Source organism: Moraxella sp. CTOTU47618, assembly GCF_032017425.1.
Lineage (GTDB): Bacteria > Pseudomonadota > Gammaproteobacteria > Pseudomonadales > Moraxellaceae > Faucicola > Faucicola tetraodonis.
Genome location: NZ_DALZPW010000005.1, coordinates 14615 through 30851, shown reverse-complemented (window position 1 = coordinate 30851; position 16237 = coordinate 14615). Strand labels below are relative to the sequence as shown.

Genomic DNA, 16237 nt, shown 5'->3' with positions numbered 1-16237 from the left:
AATGTTACAAACGTCAAAAAGATAAGTTTGCTATACTAACGCTATTTTTAATCAAAGGAAATGCAAAAAATGATGTATCTGTGGTTTTTGCTGGCGGGGGCATTTGCTGGCACTTGTGCGGGTCTGTTTGGTATCGGTGGTGGATTGATTATCGTACCCGTGCTGATGGCGATTTTTAAAGCGTATGGCTATCCAAGCGATGTCATTACCCATTTGGCGGTAGGGACATCGCTTGCCACGATTGTGGTGACATCGATAAGCTCCATGCAATCGCACAATAAGCGCGGTGGCGTGCGCTGGGATGTATGGCGCAATATGTCGATTGGCTTGGTGGTGGGTAGTTTTGTTGGTGCTTATATCGCAGATTTATTGCATGGTAAGGTCTTGGCGTTTTTGATTGCTGGCATGGCGCTGTTTATGGGGCTAAAAATGCTTTTGGCTAAAAAATCGGAAGTTGTCGCGACCACTCACTTGCCATCTGCGCCTGTGCAAACAGGGGTCGGGGGCTTGATTGGCGCAGCATCGGCGATTTTCGGTATTGGCGGTGGCAGTTTTACTGTGCCGTTTTTGAGCCGTTTTGGTTTGACCATGCAACAAGCGGTGGGTACGTCAGCAGCCTGTGGCTTACCGATTGCCATTGCGGGGGCGCTCGGGTTTATGTTTTTTGGTAAAGATGTACAGGGTTTGCCCGCTGAGGCGATTGGCTTTGTGCATGTCACTGCGTTTTTGTGTATTTCAGTGATGAGTTATGTATTTGCCAAAGTGGGGGCGAAATTGGCGCACCAATTGCCTGCCAACACCTTAAAGCGCATGTTTGGTGGTTTGCTGCTGATTGTGGGGGCAAAAATGATGCTGAATGTACTCGGGGTTAATTTATTGTAAAAAAACAAAAAATTAATGTTCTAGCATTTTATGAGAATGAGTGTTTATCACTCATTCTCAATCATATGCCCCATGCGCTCTTTTTTGGTGTTGAGATAGGCTTCATTGTGAGGGTTGATACCCACCAACAGCGGCACGCGCGCTACCACCTCAATACCAATATCATTGAGATAGTCAATTTTGTTGGGGTTGTTGGTTATCAGCTTTACCTTATCCACACCGACATGCTCAAGCATCGGCTTGCACATTTCATAGGTGCGAGCATCGGCAGGTAAATCGAGCAGCAAATTGGCATCAAGTGTATCATGTCCTTGGTCTTGCAATGCGTAAGCACGGATTTTGTTGGTCAGTCCAATCCCGCGCCCTTCTTGGCGCAAATATAAAATCGCCCCGCAGCCGCCATCTTTAGCATAAGATTGAATCATCTGCATGGTGGCATTGAGCTGAGGTCCGCAGTCGCATTTAAGCGAACTAAAGGCATCCCCTGTCAAACATTCGCTATGAATGCGTACCAATGGGATTTTGGATTTATCAGCCGTGGGCAAGCCAACCGTCAGCATGACGTGTTCATGTTTACGATTGCCAAGCGCATCGCGTGCCGTGTCGTCTGTATCTTCAAACACATGAATATCAAATAGCCCATGCGCTGTTGGTAAGGTTGCTTGCGTGATAAATTGATACGACACCCACTACTCCAAAAAAATGTCCAACTGAACCAAGTCGGTAAACCCAAAAATAAAAGTGCCCTTTACATGAAGGCGTTGATTAAAATATCAAGAAGGATAGCGTCATTACGCATCTTATCAATAAGCCGCAAGCTAGGCTAGTATGCTATCTGACGCAAATTTTTTGTCAAAATTTATCAAAAATTCAAGGCGCTAAGCTAAACTTTATAGAAGCTATAAGATACAATCTAAAATAGCGAGGTTTGATGTTTAATCAACAAAAAAATGCTATTATGCCACATTCATGCGCCACATTGGCAATTCAAAGCTGTTAATGCCAGCTTAGCCACCTAGATTTTCAAGCGCCCAACGCTTTGGCAGTCTGTCAACTTTGTGCCCGTATTTTGTGCCAATTTTGTGCCAGCAATAAGGTGTTAATAGTCATTGTGCGTTTTACCATTTATTTTTTTCACCTGTGTCAACAGGGCTCATCGAGTGCCTGTAAGCAATGAAAAGTGTCAGCCAAGATATGTCAAAAACTAAAATAGCTAACCAAAACTACTCATTAAAAAACTTTGATACCATCCCTATGCTAAAGCCGCATACGCCGCTGCTCGATGGGGTGGACAGTCCTGACGACCTAAAAAAAATGAGTACCGCGAAATTGCAGCAATTAGCAGATGAACTGCGCGAGTTTTTACTGTATACGACAGGTGTCAGCGGCGGGCATTTTGGTTCTAACCTTGGCGTCGTTGAGCTCACCATTGCGCTGCATTATGTCTTTAATTCACCCAAAGACCAAATTGTCTGGGACGTAGGGCACCAAGCCTATCCCCACAAAATTTTAACGGGTCGCCGTGACAAGCTTACCACCATTCGTAGCCAACATGGGCTGACCGCCTTCCCCGAGCGTCATGAGTCTGAGTATGATACTTTTGGCGTTGGGCATTCATCGACGGCGATTTCTGCAGGGCTAGGCATGTCGCTTGCTATGCGCTATTTAGGCAAACATGACAAAGTGGTTAGCATCGTCGGTGATGGTGCTATGACAGGCGGCATGGCGTTTGAAGCGATGAATGACGCGGTGCAGCAAAATGCCGATTTGATTGTGGTGCTCAACGATAATGACATGTCAATCTCACAGGCAACGGGCGGATTTTCTAAACATTTAGCCACCCTTTGGCAGCGTGGTTTGGCAGTCGATATCGATAAAAATGGTGATGCGATTTTTACCAAGCGCGTCATTTCCAGTGAAGACCGCCGTATTCGTCATTATTTGCACATGGCAAACGAAGCTTTGGATGATTGGACCTCGCGCCTGCCCAATAAAATTGTCGAAAAATTGGCAGAAAAAGGTATTCCTAAACCCTCTCAGTTAGAGACATTACCTGAGAAAATCGCCAATAAACTCATTGATGAAGTGTTCCCCGAAAACTTATTTAAAGCCATCGGTTTTCATTATTTTGGACCGTTTGACGGGCATGATGTTGCCAAATTGACTCAAGTGTTTGAACGGGTCAAGCAGTTGAAAGGTGCGGTACTTGTCCATGTGCATACGGTCAAAGGTAAAGGCTTTTTACCTGCAGAATGCGACCCGATTACGTATCATGCCATTACCAAACTTAAAAAAATCAACCCAGCGCAAGAAAAATCTGTGCCAGTTGACAGCCAAAAGCCAGTGCCTACTCCCGCCAAAAAATACTCGCAAGTGTTTGGCGAGTTTATCTGCGATAAAGCCGCCACTGACAAACAACTGATGGCGATTACCCCTGCGATGGCTGAAGGCTCAGGCATGACCGAATTTGCCAAGCGATTTGCTAGCCAATTCTTTGATGTGGCGATTGCCGAGCAACATGCAGTGACCCTAGCAGGTGGTATGGCAACCCAAGGCGTCAAACCGATTGTCGCGATTTACTCCACATTTTTACAACGTGGCTATGACCAACTGATTCACGATGTGGCTTTGCAAAATCTCAACGTGATGTTCGCCATTGACCGTGCAGGCTTAGTCGGTGAAGACGGTGCGACTCATGCGGGGGTGTTTGATATCGCCTTCATGCGAACTGTGCCTAATATGGTGATTGCTTGTCCCAAAGATGAAAATGAGTGCTATAACTTACTCAATACCTGTTATGAGCGTATTGGACCCGCTGCGGTGCGTTATCCACGTGGCAATGGCATTGGGGCAGAGATTGATAAAAACCAAGCGATGTATCCAATCGGTAAGGCAGCGCTTGAGCAGACTATTGATGCCACTGGAGCAGATACGAGCAACGTGGTGAAAAAAGTTGCGGTGCTTGCCTTTGGTACCATGGTAAAAACAGCGGTTACGGCGTGTCAAAACTTAGCCGAAACTTACCCAACGACGACGTTTTTTGTTTATAATATGCGGTTTGTTAAACCGTTAGACAGCGAATTACTGGATACTCTATTGGCGCAAAACTGCTCCATTGTTACCCTTGAAGAACACCAAGTCATGGGCGGTGCCGGTAGTGCGGTCAATGAATACCTCGTTGCCCAAGCAGCAAAAACAAGCCAAGCTTTGCCAACGATACTTAACATCGGTATCCCCGATAAATATATCGCGCATGGCAGCCCTGAGCAGCAATTAGCCGATTGTGGGCTAGATGTCGCGGGTGTGGTCAAACAGATGCAAACGATTTTGTCATAAATTTTAGATTTTTATCCTTCAACAAAAGGTCAATTATGGAACCGATGGTCGTCATGGCAGCCCGCGCTGCACAAAAAGTAGGTCAAGAGATTTTAAATGCACACAACAATCGTCACAAGCTAGAGTTCACGATTGAAAGTAAAGGCTTAGATGGTTTGGTGACCCAAATCGACCGTTACAGCGAAGAATTATTGATCGCGATGCTGAAAGAAAGCTACCCAACCCACTCATTTTTGGGTGAAGAATTTGGGCTACAAGAAGGCAAGGGCAATGATAAAGACTGGTGCTGGGTCATTGATCCATTAGATGGTACCCACAACTTTATTCATGGCTTACCGCATTTTTGTGTCTCAATCGGGGTGCAAAAAAATGGCGTCACCGAACATGGTATCATCTATGACCCAGTGCGTGATGAGATGTTCTCAGCCAGTCGTGGTAAAGGCGCGCGTCTCAACCAACGCCGTATCAGCGTCAGTGAGCATAAAACCATTGATGGCGGCTTTTTTACCACAGGTCATCCGCTTGAGCGTAACCGCGCGGAAGGTAAAGTATCGTATGCCAAAGAGCATTTTGAAAGCTTACAAAAAATCTGCGAACAAGGCGGTCAAGTGCGCCGTGTGGGCTCGGCCGCGTTAGATTTGGCCTATGTAGCAGCGGGACGGTTTGATGGTTATTTTGAAATGTCTATCAAACCTTGGGATATCTGTGCCGGTGAATTAATTGTCACTGAAGCACGCGGCACGGTGGTTGACCATACAGGCGCACACAATGCGATGCAAACAGGTTCTATCTTTGCGGCAAATATCAAACTATTAAAACCATTGATGCAAACCGTGGTGCCAGTTTGGGGCAGTGCCGTAAAAGGCTGATGTTACTGTGACATTAAAAACGCGCTAATCCATAGCGCGTTTTTTTATTTCATAATCAATTTGCAAAAAAATAGGCTAAGCTAAAGAGGTTAAGTTAAGCAGATAGACAACAACGTTGGCATAATACCAAGGCTGGCATAATAAGAGATGGCAATATAAAAACGGCAATCAGTATTCACTGATTGCCGTCCTCGTTCTATATGCTGTTTTATGGAATCCTGTTTATAGCATCTTGCTAAAAATCACCTAACTGGCGTATCTTAGAAAGGCTATCTTTCAATATACTGTAATTTATTGGGTACGCCATCCCATTCTTTGGCATCGGGTAGTGGGTCATGCATGGCTGAGATGTTTGGCCATTTTTCGGCAAGCTCTGCATTCAGTTCGATGTATATTTCTTGACCTTTTGGTACTTCATCTTCAGAAAAAATCGCATTGGCAGGGCATTCTGGTTCACACAGCGCACAGTCAATACATTCATCAGGATGGATGACCAAAAAATTCGGACCTTCATAGAAACAGTCCACAGGACAGACTTCAACGCAGTCAGTATATTTACAACGAACACAGTTATCAGTAACGACGAAAGTCATGGCGGTGGCTACCTTTTTTTAGTTGCACAAATGTTAAAAGCATAAAAAATACAATCGTATTATTTTAGCGCGTTACGCTTTTTTTAACAATTCCTTTAATGAATAAATAAATTCTAACGCCTGTTTCGGCGTCAGCTCGTCAGGGTTTAGGGCTGTTAGTTGCTGAGTAAGTTTGTATTCATCAGCCTTCAACGTTTGATAGTCAGCCGCTGCACTTTGCAAATCCAGACCCATTTGCTGCTCATCTTTTGGTGGATACAGTAAAGGATTGTTGGGCAAACTTTTTTGTTCGCTTTGGTTATCCAAATAATATTGCGCTTGGGCTAACAAGGCTTGCGGCAAACCTGCCATTTTGGCGACATGCAATCCAAAACTGCGATGCGTCGCCCCGGGTGCGATTTTATGCATTAGTAGTAACTGCCCGTTGATTTCTTGGGTGACAAGGTGCTGATTAAACATTTTGGGGTGGTGCTCAGCCAGTTCAGTGAGCTCAAAATAATGGGTAGCAAATAGGGTCAAACAGCCGATTTTTTCTGCTAAATAATTCACGCACGCATGCGCAATCGCTAGACCATCTTGGGTGCTGGTGCCACGACCGACTTCATCCATGAGTACCAACGAGTTGGCATTGGCTTGGTTCATGATATTGGCGGTTTCAATCATCTCGACCATAAAGGTTGATTTACCACTTGCCAAGTCATCTGCTGAGCCAATGCGGGTAAAAATCCGCTCAATACGACCGAGCGTCACCGACTGCGCAGGGACATACGCGCCACAACAAGCAAGTAGTACGATAAGAGCGGTTTGACGCATGTAGGTCGACTTACCGCCCATATTGGGCCCTGTAATGAGCATTAATCGTTCAAGTTGGGTGGCTGTTCCCATGACACAGTCATTGGCGACAAATGGGTCAAGCGATGCCGTCTGATGGTGAGCTTGGCGCTGTTGACCAGCTTCAACCACGATATGGCGTCCGCCTTGGATATGTAGGCTTGCGGTATCATCAGTGGTATTAAACAACGGGCGGCACCAGTTTTTATTATGATGAGAGCGATTCTGCAAACGCGTTAGGCTGACCCAGTTGGCAAGTACGTCCAAATACCCAATCGCTTTGGCAAGGCGCTGCACATCGCCAAGCTGAGACTTGAGCTGACCCAGCAGATTTTCATAGATACGCTTTTCAAGGGTCAACGCTTGCCCTTGAGCTGATAGATAGGATTCTTCAATGGCTTTGAGCGCTGGCGTGATAAAGCGTTCAGCATTTTTGAGCGTTTGACGGCGGGTAAAATATTCAGGCGCATTCTTGGCTTGTAGGGCGCTAAGTTCAAAATAAAATCCGCTGACTTTATTAAAGCCCACTTTGAGCATGGGCAGGTTGTTTTTTTGCCGCTCTTGCACCGCCAATGCTTCCAAAGTTTGCTCGATATTGCCATGCAGATTTTGCCATTCATCAAGCTGTGGGTCATAGCCTTTTTTTATCATGCCGCCATCACGGATGTGGGCGGGCGGCTCATCGACAATCGCTTGCTCTAGTAAAGCATAAATATTGGCAAAGCTATCATTTAAGGCTAAGTCAGGTAGCTGTTTGCTGAGCATGGCAAGCAAAGGCGTCTCGGCAGTTAGCGTCGTTATGGTGGTAAAATCAAAATGTTGCTGCAACTGCTTTGACAACGCTAACGCTTGCGCCAAGCTCAGACGCAATTTGAGCAAATCGGTCGGTTTTGCTGAACCCAAGCCAATGCGTCCCCCAATGCGTTCGATATCGCTGATTTCGCTTAATGTTTGTTTAAGCAATTCAAACGCTGCTATCGGCAATTGCATCAGTTGTTCAACCGCATCAAGCCTGCGGTTAATCAGGGTGACATTGCGTAGCGGTCGGCGCAAATGATGCACTAAAGCGCGTTTGCCCATCGGCGTTTGGCAATGATCAATCACCGATAACAGCGAAATACCCGATGCCAACACGGGTTTAAAAATTTCCAAATTTTGCTGACTGATGGTATCAAGCTGCAAAAAATCGCCGTTATGCTCGAGCTGTAGGCTGCAAATATGGCGTAAATCAGCTTGCTGTGTCTGTTTGCCGTAATGCAGTACAACCGATGCCGATGAGATGGCAAGCGGTTTTTGCTCAATGCCAAACCCTGCCAGCGTGGTGACGCTTAGATGCTGGGTCAGATGTTCAAGGGCGTTATTGGGCAGAAAATAACTGTGCGGCTGTGACAAAATCGGCGGCAGACTAGCTGTTGGACTATTTGCGCTCAGACAATCCTGCAAAAAATGTTGCCATGCCTCAGACAGCTGTTCATCTATCAGCACTTCACTGGGATCAAAGCGGGCGAGCGCGTTAGCAAGCTCGCTTTGTAGTGCAGTATGGCTGTCGCAGTTAAGCTCAGTGACGCGGATTTGTCCTTGTGCCAAATCCAGCTGCGCCAATCCCACCGACATTTGCTGTTTGGCAAAGCTGATCGCGACGACCGTTGGCGTTTGTCCTTGGGTGATGAGGTTATCATCGGTCAGCGTCCCTGCGGTCAAGGTACGGACGACTTTACGCTCCATAATCTTAGCGGCATTGGCTTTTGTTTTGCTGGTTTTTTTTGCTATGCTTTTGGCTGCAGTGTCTTTTGCTACAATGTTTTCTTCAGGCTCGTCTTCAGTCTTTTCTTCTTCAACTTGTTCACAGACCACCACGGTTTGCCCGGCATTAATCAGCCGAGCAATATAGCCGTCTGCCGAATGAAACGGCACGCCTGCCATCGGGATGGTATTGCCCTGTTTATCTTTGCCACGTCGGGTCAAGGTGATGCCCAAAATATCGGCAGCAAGCTTGGCATCATCAAAAAATAGCTCATAGAAATCGCCCATCCGGTACAGCACCAAGGCATGGGGATAATCCGCTTTTAGGGTGAGATATTGCTGCATCATGGGGGTATGATCGTCAAGATTGTGAGGCATGGTCTGGGTCATAATGGTTAAACGTTATGAAGTTAAGCAACAGGTGCGTTTGTCGCACCATGTTGGGTGTGTGAGGTTGGTTAAGGCTGGGATGCACAAATGCGCGTTAGTTCCAGCCTATTTTTTAGAGCTTATTTACCAACTTATTTAAAAGCTTAAAGCGATTCGATTTTTGAGATCCAATGCTGTTTTTCAGCATTATCTATAAAAGATGCGTTAAAGCTGTTGATCGCCAATTGTTTGATATCGTCATTTGATAGCGCTAACGCTTGCTCAATAGCGACAAAGTTGTCATTCATATAGCCACCAAAGTACGCCGGGTCATCTGAGTTCACCGTCACGCACACGCCTTGGTGCAGCATGGTTTTTATATTGTGCTCGCCCATGTCTTGCACCACTTTTAGTTTAAGATTACTTAACGGACACACCGTCAACGGCATTTGCTCAGCTATCAAGCGTTGCATGAGTTTATCATCTTCTGCCGAGCGCACACCGTGATCGATACGATTGACCTTTAACAAATCCAACGCTTGCCAAACATACGCGGGATCGCCTTCTTCACCCGCATGCGCAACCGTCAAAAACCCAAGCGCTCGAGCTTTGGCAAATACCCGTTCAAACTTAGCGGGTGGATTGCCCACTTCGCTAGAGTCAAGCCCCACGCCAATGATATTATCTTTAAATGGCAAAGCCTGCTCAAGGGTGGCAAATGCGCTGTCTTCGCTCAAATGACGCAAAAAACACAAGATCCAATGCGAGGTGATACCCATTTTTGCTTTGGCATCTAAGCTTGCTTGATAAAGCCCTTGAAAACAGGTGGCAAAATCCACCCCCCGCTCAGTATGGGTCTGTGGGTCAAAGAAAATCTCCGTATGCACCACATTATCAGCCTGGCATTTTTCAAAATACGCCCACGCTAAATCATAAAAATCCTGCTGTTTGACCAAAACGTTTGCGCCGGCATAGTAGGTATCCAAAAACGATTGTAAATTATGAAAATTGTAGGCATTTTTGACATCTTCAATGGTTTGGTAGGGTATATCGATTTGGTTGCGTTTAGCGATGGCAAACATCAGCTCCGGCTCAAACGTGCCTTCGATATGCACGTGTAATTCGGCTTTGGGTAATTGATGAATCAGTTGTTGTGGCGTCAATGGGGCAGTCATGGCAAACTCGATAGCATAATGGCAAAGATGGGGTTAAAATCTTCCAAGAAAATTTCAACAATGAAAAGAAAATCTCGAAAATAAAGTTCAATTATGGGGATGGATTCATAAAGATAAAGTTAATAGAGGCAAGCGGTTCAAACTTACAGGCTGTCATAACCTTGTATCTAAAAAAAGCAAACCCATATATAATAGCAAAATTTATTTTGAACACCTTTATTAACCGTCATTGTATTAAAAGTCATCGCACTTATTGATTTAAGCACTTTAGGAAAACCCTCGTATGTTAGGCAAAATGATAGGCAAGGTTATCGGCACCAAAAACGACCGTGAGCTTAAGCGAATGCGTAAGTTGGTCGACAAAATCAACGCCTTAGAACCCAAAATCCAGCCCCTCTCTGACGAAGCATTAAAACAGAAAACTGCGGAATTTAAAACCCAATTTGAGCAGGGTACTAGCCTAGATACCATTTTACCTGAAGCCTTTGCGGTTTGTCGTGAAGCCTCAAGCCGTGTCCTTGGCATGCGTCACTACGATGTACAGCTCATCGGGGGTATCACCCTGCATGAAGGTAAAATCGCCGAGATGCGCACGGGTGAAGGTAAAACCTTGATGGCAACGCTTGCGATATATCTCAATGCTATTAGCGGTAAGGGCGTGCATGTGGTCACTGTCAATGATTACTTGGCAAGCCGTGATGCCGAACTAAACCGCCCGTTGTTTGACTTTTTGGGCTTAACTGTCGGCGTGATTTACTCACAGCAAGACCCGATGGAAAAATTTGAGGCCTATGCCGCGGATATTACCTACGGTACCAACAACGAATACGGCTTTGACTACCTGCGCGACAATATGGTATTTCGCCTAGATGAGAAAAAACAGCGCGGACTCAACTATTGTATCATCGATGAGATTGACTCGATTTTGATTGATGAAGCGCGTACGCCGCTGATTATCTCGGGTCAAGCCGAAGACTCATCCGCCATGTACAGGCTGATTGACACCATTATCCCACGCCTCAAACGTTCAGAAACCGAAGAAGGCAACCGCGAAAACCGTGAGCAGGATTTTTGGATTGATGAAAAAAATCGTCAAATCGAAATCAGCGAAAAAGGCTACGAGAAAATCGAAAAATTCTTGGTGGAAAAAGGCGAGCTTGGCGAAAATGAGAGCCTATATAGCCCAACGCGCTTGCCACTACTAGCCCACGTCCAAGCCGCGATTCGTGCGCACCATTTATTTGTTAAAAACATTCACTATATCGTGCATGAAGGCGAAGTCATCATTGTCGATGAAAACACAGGGCGTACCATGCCCGGTCGCCGCTGGTCAGAAGGGTTGCACCAAGCGGTTGAAGCCAAAGAACAAGTTGAAATCCAAGCCGAAAACCAAACCCTTGCCACCACGACATTCCAAAATTATTTCCGTCTGTATGACAAACTCTCAGGCATGACAGGTACAGCGGATACCGAAGCTGCGGAGTTTAAACAAACGTACGATTTAGATGTGGTGATTATCCCAACCCACAAACCGATTCAGCGTATTGACCTTGATGACCAAATTTTCCTAAGTAAAATGGGCAAATATCAAGGCATCATCCGCGAAATCAAACGCATTCAAGAAAAACAGGCACCGATTTTGGTGGGGACGGCAACCATTGAAGCCAGTGAAGTGCTTTCAGAGTTATTGACGCAAGAAGGCATTCAACATAACGTCCTCAATGCCAAACAGCACGAGCGTGAAGCCGATATTATCGCGCAAGCGGGCAGCCCCAATGCGGTCACTATTGCCACCAACATGGCAGGTCGCGGTACCGATATTATCTTGGGGGGTAACTGGCAAGCAGAGCTCGCCAAAATCGACAACGTCACCCCTGAAATGAAAGATCAAGCCCATGCCGAATGGCAAGTGCGAAACCAACAAGTGCTAGAGGCGGGTGGTTTACATATCATCGGTTCTGAGCGTCACGAATCACGCCGTATTGATAACCAATTGCGCGGTCGTGCAGGTCGTCAAGGTGACCCTGGGGAATCACGGTTTTTCTTGTCGCTTGAAGATGACTTGATGCGGATTTTCGCTGGCGATCGCGTGGTCAATATGATGCGCGCCATGGGGCTAAAAGAAGACGAAGCCATTGAGCACAAAATGGTATCACGCTCGATTGAAAACGCCCAAAGAAAAGTAGAAAACCGCGACTTTGATGCCCGTAAGAGTCTACTCAAATACGATGACGTTGCCAACGAACAACGTAAGGTTATCTATAAACAGCGCGATGAACTGCTCGCCGAAAGTAATCTACAAGCAGGTATCGAAGCGATGCACTACGATGTGTACAATGCCTTGATTGACCAGTTCGTGCCACCCGGTTCGATTGATGACCAATGGGACATTGATGGGCTTGAAGACGAGCTTGAAAATGAGTTTCGTATTTATATGCCAATCAATGACTGGCTAGATGCCGATCGTCGTTTGGATGAAGAAGGTTTACGCCAAAAAATCATTGAGGCTGCGTTACTCAACTACCGCGCTCGCCGTGAGCAAATGGGCGAGGAAAATGCCGCCCAGCTTGAGCGTCACTTTATGCTATCTAGCCTAGATAAGCATTGGAAAGAACATCTAAACCAAATGGATCAATTGCGTAAAGGGATTCATCTACGAGGCTATGCGCAAAAAAATCCTGAGCAAGAATATAAATCTGAATCTTTCTCATTGTTCCAAAGTATGCTCGGTGCTATCAAGTCTGAAACCGTGCAAGATTTAGCGCGTGTGCATATCCCAACGCCAGAAGAAATCGCTGAGCTTGAGCGCCAGCAACGTGAACAAGCCGAGATGATGCGTCTGCATTTTGAGCACCAAGAAATGAATGGCGTGACCGGTGAGCTGAGTGACGATGAAGACATGATTGCGCGTAACAGCCAGCAACGCACGCGAGCCACGTATTCATTTGGTCTAAGCGGCTCAGCAGCAGCAACCGCGAGTCCAGAGATGGCTGAAAATGGTGACAATCCGTATGCCAACTTAGCGATTAGCCGAAATGCCCCTTGTCCATGTGGTTCGGGTTTAAAATACAAGCAATGCCATGGTAAAATTTAAGGTGACATCATTATCATCTTTGAATTAGCCGCATCATGGCTTCAGCAATTTTTACTATATAGGCTATCAAGTACGTTGTCGGATTGAGCGATTTATTGATAGTAGAGGAATACCCATGCAAAACACACTAGCAAAAATCACCATGCTGAGTTTAGTATCGGCGCTTACGTTGACAGCTTGTGATAAAAAGACTGACAGCACAGACAACGCCGCGGCAGCGTCAGTGGCAGAATCACAAGCCGTACCGATGTCAGCTGCGCCTGCCGATGAAAAAAATAGCGCCGCTGTGACCGAAGCCAATGCCACCGTAGATGCCGGTCCTGACGCTACCAGCGCCAGTGGCACGGCGACCACTGTAGATGCGATGCCAGCGAGTAGCGATGAGGTAGAGGCTGCAGATGACGGCGGCGCGGATAATTCAGACATGGATAAGATTACGGAAAATGATACCGTGATTGACAATGCACCTGCCTCGCCCAACGCACCCAAAGCCACTGACGATGCAGCGCCTGCCGTCGGTAACCAAAAGGTTGGTCAATAACAACTACACTCACAAAAAAAGCTGATATCCATCAGCTTTTTTTGTTTAGATAGGTATCAAAACGAACCATGTCATTTGACTGACTGTTGTCAGCTGGCAAGTTCGCAAGAAAAGGCGCTGATTTGGGTCGTTTGACTACCACCATACCATTGGGGGTGATTTGCGCCAACGCTGCCGACAATAATTGTTGTGATTGCGCAATCGACGGTGGGGTCGTCACAGTATGCAACATCTGCATATGTTTATTAACCGCTGATTTGTAGCTATCCGCGGGAAACATCGGATCTAGATAGATACGGTCAACTTTTGGCAATTTAGCCAGCAATTCTATCGCGTCGCCATGATAAATCGTTAATCGACTCATCAATTTTTGCCAGTTGCGATGCTGCGCCATTTTTTGCTGTTCTAGTTGCAGTAGCAAAAACATGAGTGGCTGCTGCTCTAGCAAAGTCACACTGGCACCGGTACTTGCCAAGATTAGGCTATCATGCCCAAAACCTGCGGTCGCATCAATGACAGTCATGCTGGCTTGTAGCTGCATGGCTTTGAGTAGCATCTCAGTTTTTTTGCCTGCTTTGACCACCCGCTGTTGTAGGCTTTGCCAATTTGGGCTGACTTTCATGCCCGCTGCGATGACAAAAACATCGCCTACCTCATCAATCAGCACACTGTTATCATCGACTGATTTCAGCCATTTTTGAGTTACTTTGCTAGTAATCTTTTGCAATTGTAAATTGACAGATAAAGGGGCGAGTATGGTTTCAACGTTTGCCAAACGCTGCTCGCTTGGCAAAGTGTCAACATAATATAGGATTGATTGATGAGATAGCATGGGGAGTTAAATATAGCCCAGCATACCAGCGATGAGTACCAGTACGCCTACCACGATGCGCCACCAAGCAAAAATCGTAAAATCGCGGGTACTGACCCAGTTAACCAACCATTTGATGAAAATCATAGCAAAAATAAATGAGACCACCACACCCACTGCCATGATGGTCCAGTCTTCAGTGGTGGTTAAAATATGATGGTTTTTGGTCAGATCTAATAGCCCAGCACCTACTAATACAGGAATCCCTAAGAAGAAAGAATACTCCGCAGACGCCTTACGTGATACCCCCAAAAATAGGGAACCAATAATCGTAGACCCTGAGCGAGAAGTACCAGGAATCAAGGCAAGACATTGAATCAAACCAATGATAATCGCTGTTTTAATATCAATATCTTCCGCTTCGGCATATTTGACCGTATGTTTGTGTTGTTGGCGCTCTGCCCAAAAGATAATCAAACCACCGACAATCAATGAGATTGCCACCACGGTTGGGTTAAATAACGCCGCTTTTAACGCTTTATCAAACATCAAACCTATCAGCATAATCGGAATGGTGGAAATAATCAGCGAGATACCCAATTGACGCGGGTTGTTACGCTCAGGGTCTTTACCCGTAATAAGTCCCATCAAGGCACGCCATAGCCGTCCCCAGTACAGATAAATTACCGCTGAAATCGCACCCAGCTGAATGACGACGATAAACAAGTCGGCTTTGTCTTTGGTCCAAAAATTTAACAAGGAGTCGGCAAGAATTAAATGCCCGGTACTTGAAATCGGTAAAAATTCGGTAATGCCCTCAACCATGCCCATGATGATGGCTTTAAAAATCAAAATAAGATCCATAACGTATCCAACAATGTTAGTTATTAACAGTCAAAGCTAACAATTTTTGCGCTTATAACAAGATAAAGGGTAGCGAGTCAAACTTAACACAACATGAGTAATCAGCCGATAAATTAAGCCTTTTGTTGTTCGGCTAGAGTTTTCCACGCATTATTTCTTAAATAAACTGGCAACGCCAGCTCAGCTGGGACGGATTGGTGCTGCTGATACAAGGCTAGCCCAAGTTTGGCAATGATAACGGCTGAGGGGCGAATATCGGCAAAGATGGCTTGACCTAGCTGCGCATTGACCAAGGTTGCGCCGTTACCTACTAAGGCTAAGTCTTTGTCTATCACACTGTCATAATCAAGCAAATGCTCAGTAGCACCTGCCACAAGGTGCATGATACCATCGCTCATGGCGTATTCACCGGCGTACACTTGGTTCATGCGCGCATCTGTCAGCGCCAATACGTGGGGGCGTTGATGTAGTTCAAATGCCGCTTGGGCGATAGCTTGCAGGCTTGATACAGGCAAACAAGGCACATCATGGGCAAAGGCGATGGCTTGCGCTACCGCCGTATTAATGCGTATGCCACTAAAAGCCCCGGGACCTCGATTAAAAGCAATCGCAGTCAGTTGTGACCAATCAATCGATGATGCCGTCATCAGCGCATGTATCATCGGCAAAATTTGCTGGGTTTGCAGACGATTTCCCGTCAGGGTCTGTTCAGCGATGACATTACCTGCTAAATCCACGAATGCCACTGAGCATTGGTCAAATACACTTTCAAGTGCCAAAATCATAACAAATTGCCTTTACCGTTTGCAGTAATCATGCGCTTAAAGCACACAAATTTTGCCTAAAAAATTGCTTGGTATAATACCACTAAAAACAAATTTGAGCATAATTTAGTTAACAGGGATTTGGGCAAAAATGCCCTCAATCCCGTCAATAAAATGCTATAATCCTCACTATTTCTAAGGGTTTAAGGGCAGTTTATTGAGGCAAATAACGAACGGTTAACAATGGTTTGCAAAGCCATTCAAAGTCCCTCAAAGTCACTTTGCTGCACAATTTTATAGCGTGTGTGATAGCGTTTTTTATCAGTAGTTTAAGTTTTATTTGTCGGTTAAATGGGTAGATAGGT

General features: G+C 45.8%; 12 protein-coding genes. 5 read left to right on the top strand and 7 right to left on the bottom strand.

Annotation, left to right across the window (positions count from 1 at the left end; genetic code table 11):
- Positions 1-69 precede the first annotated feature (69 nt).
- The gene (locus RTS09_RS05435; protein ID WP_312535066.1) at positions 70-882 is read left to right on the top strand and encodes a sulfite exporter TauE/SafE family protein; all 813 of its coding nucleotides are present in this window, start codon (positions 70-72) and stop codon (positions 880-882) included.
- A gap of 47 nt (positions 883-929) precedes the next feature.
- On the opposite strand, the gene ribA is transcribed toward RTS09_RS05435, so the two are convergent.
- Positions 930-1568, bottom strand: a complete 639-nt coding sequence (gene ribA, locus RTS09_RS05430; protein ID WP_312535063.1) for a GTP cyclohydrolase II — start codon at positions 1566-1568, stop codon at positions 930-932.
- A 508-nt stretch (positions 1569-2076) separates the two neighbouring features.
- Between ribA and RTS09_RS05425 the strand changes: the two genes are divergently transcribed.
- Together RTS09_RS05425 and RTS09_RS05420 are read left to right on the top strand one after the other, a co-directional pair.
- The gene (locus tag RTS09_RS05425) at positions 2077-4218 is read left to right on the top strand and encodes a 1-deoxy-D-xylulose-5-phosphate synthase (RefSeq protein WP_312535061.1); all 2142 of its coding nucleotides are present in this window, start codon (positions 2077-2079) and stop codon (positions 4216-4218) included.
- 35 nt (positions 4219-4253) lie between these two features.
- On the top strand, positions 4254-5087 hold the full coding sequence (locus RTS09_RS05420; RefSeq protein WP_007115595.1) for an inositol monophosphatase family protein: 834 nt from the start codon (positions 4254-4256) through the stop codon (positions 5085-5087).
- A 269-nt stretch (positions 5088-5356) separates the two neighbouring features.
- Here the strand turns inward: RTS09_RS05420 and fdxA are convergent, their stop codons facing one another.
- From fdxA to RTS09_RS05405, 3 genes are all read right to left on the bottom strand, one after another.
- Positions 5357-5680, bottom strand: coding sequence for a ferredoxin FdxA (fdxA, locus tag RTS09_RS05415; protein ID WP_007115596.1), 324 nt, complete (start codon positions 5678-5680; stop codon positions 5357-5359).
- 72 nt (positions 5681-5752) lie between these two features.
- Positions 5753-8644: a DNA mismatch repair protein MutS gene (gene mutS, locus RTS09_RS05410; protein ID WP_312535058.1), complete on the bottom strand. Its 2892-nt coding sequence runs from the start codon at positions 8642-8644 to the stop codon at positions 5753-5755.
- 143 nt (positions 8645-8787) lie between these two features.
- Positions 8788-9798: an adenosine deaminase gene (locus tag RTS09_RS05405; RefSeq protein WP_409418375.1), complete on the bottom strand. Its 1011-nt coding sequence runs from the start codon at positions 9796-9798 to the stop codon at positions 8788-8790.
- Positions 9799-10081: 283 nt separating this feature from the next.
- Here RTS09_RS05405 and secA point away from each other — a divergent pair, with 283 nt between their 5' ends.
- Both secA and RTS09_RS05395 read left to right on the top strand, forming a co-directional pair.
- Positions 10082-12892, top strand: a complete 2811-nt coding sequence (secA, locus tag RTS09_RS05400; protein WP_312535055.1) for a preprotein translocase subunit SecA — start codon at positions 10082-10084, stop codon at positions 12890-12892.
- A 115-nt stretch (positions 12893-13007) separates the two neighbouring features.
- Positions 13008-13433, top strand: a complete 426-nt coding sequence (locus tag RTS09_RS05395) for a hypothetical protein (RefSeq protein WP_095355870.1) — start codon at positions 13008-13010, stop codon at positions 13431-13433.
- Between the two features lie 31 nt (positions 13434-13464).
- On the opposite strand, the gene RTS09_RS05390 is transcribed toward RTS09_RS05395, so the two are convergent.
- The 3 genes from RTS09_RS05390 to tsaB all read right to left on the bottom strand — a co-directional run bounded on the left by RTS09_RS05390 (position 13465) and on the right by tsaB (position 15893).
- Positions 13465-14208 (bottom strand): class I SAM-dependent methyltransferase, encoded by a 744-nt coding sequence (locus RTS09_RS05390; protein WP_312535049.1) that lies wholly within the window; start codon positions 14206-14208, stop codon positions 13465-13467.
- Positions 14209-14271: 63 nt separating this feature from the next.
- A complete protein-coding gene (locus tag RTS09_RS05385) occupies positions 14272-15108 on the bottom strand; it encodes an undecaprenyl-diphosphate phosphatase (RefSeq protein ID WP_007115602.1) in 837 nt (278 codons plus the stop codon).
- 113 nt (positions 15109-15221) lie between these two features.
- Positions 15222-15893, bottom strand: coding sequence for a tRNA (adenosine(37)-N6)-threonylcarbamoyltransferase complex dimerization subunit type 1 TsaB (tsaB, locus tag RTS09_RS05380; protein ID WP_312535045.1), 672 nt, complete (start codon positions 15891-15893; stop codon positions 15222-15224).
- Positions 15894-16237: the final 344 nt, after the last annotated feature.

Coding starts and splice junctions, on each gene's coding strand:
- RTS09_RS05435 (WP_312535066.1), top strand. CDS start 70: ATGATGTATCTGTGGTTTTTGCTGGCGGGGGCATTTGCTGGCACTTGT.
- RTS09_RS05425 (WP_312535061.1), top strand. CDS start 2,077: ATGTCAAAAACTAAAATAGCTAACCAAAACTACTCATTAAAAAACTTT.
- RTS09_RS05420 (WP_007115595.1), top strand. CDS start 4,254: ATGGAACCGATGGTCGTCATGGCAGCCCGCGCTGCACAAAAAGTAGGT.
- fdxA (WP_007115596.1), bottom strand. CDS start 5,680: ATGACTTTCGTCGTTACTGATAACTGTGTTCGTTGTAAATATACTGAC.
- mutS (WP_312535058.1), bottom strand. CDS start 8,644: ATGACCCAGACCATGCCTCACAATCTTGACGATCATACCCCCATGATG.
- RTS09_RS05405 (WP_409418375.1), bottom strand. CDS start 9,798: ATGACTGCCCCATTGACGCCACAACAACTGATTCATCAATTACCCAAA.
- secA (WP_312535055.1), top strand. CDS start 10,082: ATGTTAGGCAAAATGATAGGCAAGGTTATCGGCACCAAAAACGACCGT.
- RTS09_RS05395 (WP_095355870.1), top strand. CDS start 13,008: ATGCAAAACACACTAGCAAAAATCACCATGCTGAGTTTAGTATCGGCG.
- RTS09_RS05385 (WP_007115602.1), bottom strand. CDS start 15,108: ATGGATCTTATTTTGATTTTTAAAGCCATCATCATGGGCATGGTTGAG.
- tsaB (WP_312535045.1), bottom strand. CDS start 15,893: ATGATTTTGGCACTTGAAAGTGTATTTGACCAATGCTCAGTGGCATTC.